Origin of the sequence: Legionella drancourtii LLAP12 (assembly GCF_000162755.2) — a bacterium.
Taxonomy (GTDB): Bacteria; Pseudomonadota; Gammaproteobacteria; order Legionellales; family Legionellaceae; genus Legionella; species Legionella drancourtii.
Genome location: NZ_JH413822.1, coordinates 108,701 through 114,979, shown reverse-complemented (window position 1 = coordinate 114,979; position 6,279 = coordinate 108,701). Strand labels below are relative to the sequence as shown.

Here is a 6,279-nt window from a genome sequence, read left to right as displayed (position 1 = left end):
TTGGTGTAAAAGACGCTTGGGGCAATACGTTAAAATACTAGGTGTTCACGTTCAACCAGAATCGGTGTTCATTTTCACCGGAATACGCATCTTGATCAACTCTTAATAATCCTATAATTTTTTGTGTTTATGGCGCTAGTCATTTCTATGAATAAAAACAAAAGTCGTATAATAGATAAAAGGAAGCATGGCCTACAGATCTACAATAATATAAAACTTATACCCTTCTCACTTCCGGACAAAAAGGATAATGAATATTAAATTTAACCTTAAATTGTATTTACGATTTCTAGTTTCCAATTTGGAAATCAGAAACTCGCATGCTATAATCCCATTAAAATAGACTGGAGCTTTTCATGCTTAAAGGGCAAGACATAGCTATTCTCATTAAATTGCTTTTAAAAAATAACACTAAAGAAAAAATTGAATTTAAAAGCATAGCTCATGAACTTTATATCAGCCAATCTGAAGTAACCAAAAGTATTAAAAGGCTAGAGGCTACGAAGCTTTTATCGCGTTATTCGGATGATAGCATTGAATTACATAAGCACGAGCTTATGGAGTTTTTTGTCCATAGTGTGAAGTATCATTTTCCAGCGGAAATTAATATAGCAACACGTGGCATGCCAGCAGCCTATAGCTCCACTTATTTTAAAAAATTAATCATGAGCGAAGAGACCTATGTATGGCCTTATATTAATGGTGATACAAAAGGACTGGCCCTAACTCCTATATATAAAACCTTACCCAATGCTTTGGATAGAAGCCCTGATGAGAATTTTTATGCCATTATTAGTGCACTTGATCTGATCCGATTAGGTGGGAAGCGAGAAAATAAAATTGCAAAAGAACTATTGGAACATTTTGTATGGAATCAATAAGAGTTAAACAAAACAATGAAGCACTTTATAAGGCGGCAACTCTTTTAAAAGGTCTAAACGAACACGTTGTTTATGTTGGTGGTAGAATCGTTGGACTATTAATCACTGACTTAATAGAGGATGATGTACGACCAACCTATGATATTGATGTCGCTCTGGATTTGGGAAGAACTGATATTGTTGCCCATTATTCTTTACAAAAAAAACTGGAAAGCTTAGGTTTTAAGCCAGATGGGAATGCCAATTGCAGATATGTGTTAGATGATTTTATGATTGATATCATGTACACCGATGGTGTTTTACAAGGAATCAATTCAAATTGGTATCAAGCAGGTTTTGACAATGCAATTGAGATTCAAATTAAAGACAAAAAAATCAAAATACTCAACGCTGTCTATTTCATTGCTACAAAGCTTGAGGCATTTACTGATAGAGCCTATAAGAATAATGATTATTGGGATTGTAAGGATTTAGAAGATATCATCAATGTCATTAATGGCAGGCCTGAATTATTAGTAGAAATAATGAATTCGCCAAAAGATGTTGTCCAATTTATTTCAGGATACTTTAAAAAGCTCATTGAAGATCCTAAATGGTTAGAGGCGATAAAAGCAATCGCTCGGCTTGAACGCTCTAGAAATATTGTTTTGGGTGCAATAGAAAAAATTAGCGCCTTGTAAATTGAAATATTAAAAATATCTACTTTTTTTTCGGGTTTGGAATTAAGAAAAAATCCTTATTTTCTGATTCAGGAATAGCACACATTAAACTTAATTTAAAACAAAATGATTAATTTTTTTGTTCATGCTTTCATCAATTAAATAAAACTATGTCCGCTTTAAGCGTTCCATAGTGTGTTATAAAAACCGCTGGCATCGATTAGTTGTTTATGGTTACCCATTTCGATAATTTTACCATCGTCCATCACTAGAATATTATCCATAGATAAAATGGTTGATAATCTATGGGCTATCACGATAACCGTTCGGTTACTCATTGCAATGTGTAATGATTCTTGGATCAGTTTTTCTGTTAAAGAATCCAGTGAACTAGTTGCTTCATCTAAGATTAAAATAGGTGCATCTTTTAAAATTGCTCTTGCAATCGCAATTCTTTGACATTGTCCTCCGGATAATTTAATCCCTCTTTCTCCAACATGGGTGTCATATCCATGCGGTAAGTTGACAATAAATTCATGTGCATGGGCTTTATTAGAGGCATTAATAACCTCCTCATAACTAGCGCTAATTCTGCCGTACAGTATATTTTCATAAACAGTGCGATGAAATAAACTAGGGTGTTGAGGTATAAACGCGAGTTATAGTCGAAAGTGGTGTATGACAAATTAAGTTAGGTGGCGTATTCTGTTGATTGTTCTTAGCAGGAACAAAAAATCAACAAAGGAGATACGCCATGAAGGATTGTAGTCTAAAGCTTGCTTCAGCACCAGTGACAGAGAAAGGTCTAGAGGCCCCATTAACGGAGGTGCTAAGACAAGGAGCAAAAGAATTGATAAGGAAAGCAGTAGAATCGGAGTTATCCGAGATGCTGTCAGCCTATTCTGATGTTCGTTTACTCGATGGCCGCCCTGCGGTGGTTAGGAATGGTTATCTGCCTGCTCGCCAGATTCAAACAGGGATCGGAGAGGTGGAAATTCAAGTACCTAAGGTAAGAGATCGTAGTGGCTCAGGCATTCATTTTAGCAGCCAGTTATTGCCTCCATATTTGAGACGCACTAAAAGCATGGAGGAACTCATTCCTTGGTTGTATTTAAAGGGGTTATCCACTGGTGATTATACCGATGCCTTATCCGCATTAGTTGGTGAGAGTGCGCGTGGTTTATCAGCCAACACCGTATCTCGCTTAAAAGAAAAATGGCTTGATGAACATAAGGAGTGGCAGCGCCAGGATTTAAGTAACAAGCGCTATGTTTATTGGTGGGCAGATGGTATTTACAGCAAGGTTCGTATGGATGATAAGCTGTGCCTTCTCGTGATTATTGGTGTCACCGAGAGCGGATTGAAGGAGCTTGTTGCCGTTTGTGATGGATATAGGGAATCAGCAGCTAGCTGGGAAGAAGTACTCTTAAGCTTACGTCAACGAGGCCTTCCTACAGCACCTAAATTAGCGATTGGGGATGGTGCACTAGGCTTCTGGGGAGCTCTTAGCAAAATATATCCAGAAACATGCCATCAGCGCTGCTGGGTTCATAAAACAGCGAACGTGCTTAATAAGCTTCCCAAATCCATGCAGCCTAAGGTGAAGGCTTCTTTGCATGAGATTTGGATGGCTGAGAAGCGAGAGGATGCCTATAAAGCGTTTGATAATACAATCGCCCTCTACAGTGCTAAATATCCCAAGGCTATGGAGTGCTTAGCTAAAGACAAAGAAGAATTGCTGGCTTTTTATGATTTTCCAGCAGAGCACTGGATTCACATACGGACAACCAATCCTATTGAATCAGCCTTCTCCACAGTGCGCTTGAGAACACATAAGTCTAGAAACTGTGGCTCTAGAGACACTACATTAGCGATGGTATTTAAACTTATGGAGGTAGCTCAAAAACGCTGGATTAAAATCAGAGGGTTTAGCCTATTAACTTTGGTTATTAATAATGTGAAGTTTGTAGATGGAGTACAAATCAGTGAGCAGTCAGACAAAGTGGCCGCCTAATGGGCATACACCAGATTTGACAATAACTCCTTCCCGAATAAATCTAGTTGTAATGCGATTCAATATATTAAAATATACTATTTATTTTCATATTAGATGCCTATAAATGGAAAATATGGTAATTTTGGCGGCATTTCCGTCAGTTATCAGCTTACTATGAATATGATAAAAGGATTTTCAATATATTTGCCTTTGTATGTTTTTATTTCAATTTCATTCATGCCTTATAATTTATCTTTTGCTGGTGACATACTCCCAGTATTTTCAGGCAATTACACAAACGCTTATCTAAAACAAAATAAATATTATAAAAAAATAAAATTAGAAGAAATAAAAAATGAGCCCTCATGTTTTCTAAACGAATACATAGATAAAAGTAAAGACTATCATTTGAAAGTTCCTGGTGACATAGAAAATTTAACCAGTTATTCAAAATCCATTGATCCCGCCCCAATTTTTGAAGGGAATCCTACTCATTACACAAAGTGTGTTTTTAGCAAAATTGAACAGGGAGAACCATGGTATTTTTTTGAATATCCAGGCTCATGGCAAGAAGCTTATATTAGTTTGGACAAGACCCCCATTTTTTATGCTCATTATACTTGTTATGAAAATGATCCAGATTCATTTCCTGATGAGGAAGATCAAGTTATCCAACTTGTGCCTATATATGAATGCCCTAAAGGATATACTTCATTAGGTGTTTATCAAGGCTGTATAAAGAATGAAAAATTAATTTGTCCCGGAGATGTGCTTGGAAGAGATCTAGATGTCAATAAAAGGCTTCCTGATTTTATCAGGCAGCAAGGACATGTAGGTATATCAATTTTTAAACCTTCTAAGTTCAATGATGGTACAGAAAACATATATGACCCAATTAAAATTGCAGAAATGGATGCCGAACAAAAAGCTAATAAGTTAGTTATTTCCACCATTGATGATTTTAAAAATACAGTTAAAAATGGTTATTGGGGAGCAAAATATGGCACTGATAAACAACCTAATAATATGACTATCTCCCAATATTTAGGGATAAAGAAATTATTAAATTTTATTTTAAAAGAGGATGTCAAATATACATTGTATTGGAATTATTATATTCGGCATACAGTTAAAAGCTATTTGTATAATCCTTATAGTCCAAAACCAACAACCGTTGATTGGACTTATCCTTCTACCTTTAGATGCGATACCTTAGTTAAATATCTTTATGAGAATGGCGCAAAAATTCAACTAGAGTTAAGTCCATTATTTACTCCTAAAGATCTCTTCCGATCCTTAATTGGAGAAAGAGATAATACATACATCAAATATTTAAATAACAACGAACCTAAGACAGATGAATGTAGCGGGGATTTGATAGATATAGAAAACAAAATAAATGAAAAATTACAACCTAAATCCTTCTCAGAGCTATATCAGCTCGATGCCTGTATGAGACAATTAAAAAAAGTTCCTGGAGATGAAAAACAAAAAGTAACTTATCTTTGGTCTTTATATGAAAAGGCTAAAAAAGAAAAAAATCATTTTCAAATTGATTATGTAATAGATGCCTTGTCTGACTATAAGACATTAGATTTAACTAGGCAAATTATCAAGGAAATGGTTCATTACAACTCAAAATTTTTAGATTTATTAATAGAAAATATCCGCTTCGATACCCAAGAAGAGATTTATAAATTAAGTTCTAGCGATATTGAGAATATTAATCTGATATATGATTTTTTTAATTTTACTGAAGACAATTTTCCTAAAAATGAAAAAAATTTTAACAAGAAGTTAAAAGCTGAAATTAAGACTCGATTGAAACCAGCTATTCAATCTAATAGAAAAGCCTACTAAGCTTATGAGTATACAAAATATTACGATATTTAAGCCTGATCTCGCTCTCTAATTTTTGAATTAGAGAGCGATCTTAAGACAGCAACAACTTTGATGAGATACATTAAACTTGTTAACAGTTGTCATTTTTACGAAGCATGTTTAAGCTCAACAATATAATTAAGATGTTGACGTCTCAATTGATCTCTTATCAATAACTCTATTAATGGTTCTATAGAATAACCTAAAGCCTCAGATACCTTCTTAGCAAACCCAATACCTACATCTTTACGATTATGTTCAACATCACTAAGAAACTGTTTTGAAACACCAATTTTCTTTGCTAACTCTACTTGAGATATTTCATCACTCATTCTCAATGAGCGCACCAATCCACCAAAAGTCATTTCATTCCAAATGTCTTTTGTTGCTTCTAATGCATTTAAACTATCATTTAATTTAATACTCATGGGGGGTTACCTCCATAACTTCAACAAATTCAATTGTTCCGTTATCTTTAATAATATAAATGGCTCTCCATTGTTTATTTAAACGAATGGATCTCTGCCCTTTTCTATCGCCCAACAACGGCTCATCGTGCCACCCGGGTCGCTTTCTTGTTTCCTCTAATCCAACATGGCTAACTGCTATAACCCAAGCACGAAATTTCTCTTGCAGATAACTAGGAGTTCTTTTTAAATCCTTTAATGCTTTTCTTGTAATTTGAACTTCTGTTATCACTAGATTACTCGTTTTTATTTAAATAGTACACCATTATAGGTGTACTGTCAAATTTATATCCAGCCTACTTTAATTAGAGAATATGAACAAATTTATTTGGGTACAAAATTCTAATCTTCATCTCTCGACAAAATGGCCCTGTATTTCACCCTATAAATTTATA

At 34.7% G+C, this 6,279-nt stretch carries 6 protein-coding genes and 1 pseudogene; 4 read left to right on the top strand and 3 right to left on the bottom strand.

Annotation, left to right across the window (positions count from 1 at the left end; all coding sequences use genetic code 11):
* Positions 1 to 356 precede the first annotated feature (356 nt).
* Together LDG_RS08995 and LDG_RS08990 are read left to right on the top strand one after the other, a co-directional pair.
* The gene (locus LDG_RS08995) at positions 357 to 881 is read left to right on the top strand and encodes a helix-turn-helix domain-containing protein (protein ID WP_006870990.1); all 525 of its coding nucleotides are present in this window, start codon (positions 357 to 359) and stop codon (positions 879 to 881) included.
* Positions 869 to 1,561, top strand: coding sequence for a hypothetical protein (locus LDG_RS08990; RefSeq protein ID WP_006870989.1), 693 nt, complete (start codon positions 869 to 871; stop codon positions 1,559 to 1,561). The genes LDG_RS08995 and LDG_RS08990 overlap by 13 nt, the downstream gene beginning before the upstream one ends.
* Before the next feature lie 158 nt (positions 1,562 to 1,719).
* On the opposite strand, the pseudogene LDG_RS18945 reads toward LDG_RS08990, so the two are convergent.
* Positions 1,720 to 2,199: pseudogene (locus tag LDG_RS18945) on the bottom strand (ATP-binding cassette domain-containing protein); the annotation flags it as partial.
* A 95-nt stretch (positions 2,200 to 2,294) separates the two neighbouring features.
* Between LDG_RS18945 and LDG_RS08985 the strand changes: the two are divergent.
* Positions 2,295 to 3,554 (top strand): IS256 family transposase, encoded by a 1,260-nt coding sequence (locus LDG_RS08985; protein WP_006870986.1) that lies wholly within the window; start codon positions 2,295 to 2,297, stop codon positions 3,552 to 3,554.
* A 96-nt stretch (positions 3,555 to 3,650) separates the two neighbouring features.
* The gene (locus LDG_RS08980; RefSeq protein ID WP_148263544.1) at positions 3,651 to 5,396 is read left to right on the top strand and encodes a hypothetical protein; all 1,746 of its coding nucleotides are present in this window, start codon (positions 3,651 to 3,653) and stop codon (positions 5,394 to 5,396) included.
* A gap of 128 nt (positions 5,397 to 5,524) precedes the next feature.
* Here the strand turns inward: LDG_RS08980 and LDG_RS08975 are convergent, their stop codons facing one another.
* Together LDG_RS08975 and LDG_RS08970 are read right to left on the bottom strand one after the other, a co-directional pair.
* Entirely contained in the window at positions 5,525 to 5,845 is a 321-nt protein-coding gene (locus LDG_RS08975) for a helix-turn-helix domain-containing protein (RefSeq protein WP_006870984.1), read from the bottom strand.
* Positions 5,835 to 6,116 carry a type II toxin-antitoxin system mRNA interferase toxin, RelE/StbE family gene (locus LDG_RS08970; protein ID WP_006870983.1) on the bottom strand — a complete coding sequence of 94 codons (282 nt, stop codon included), beginning with the start codon at positions 6,114 to 6,116 and terminating at the stop codon, positions 5,835 to 5,837. Before LDG_RS08970 ends, LDG_RS08975 begins: the two co-directional genes overlap by 11 nt.
* Positions 6,117 to 6,279 lie beyond the last annotated feature (163 nt).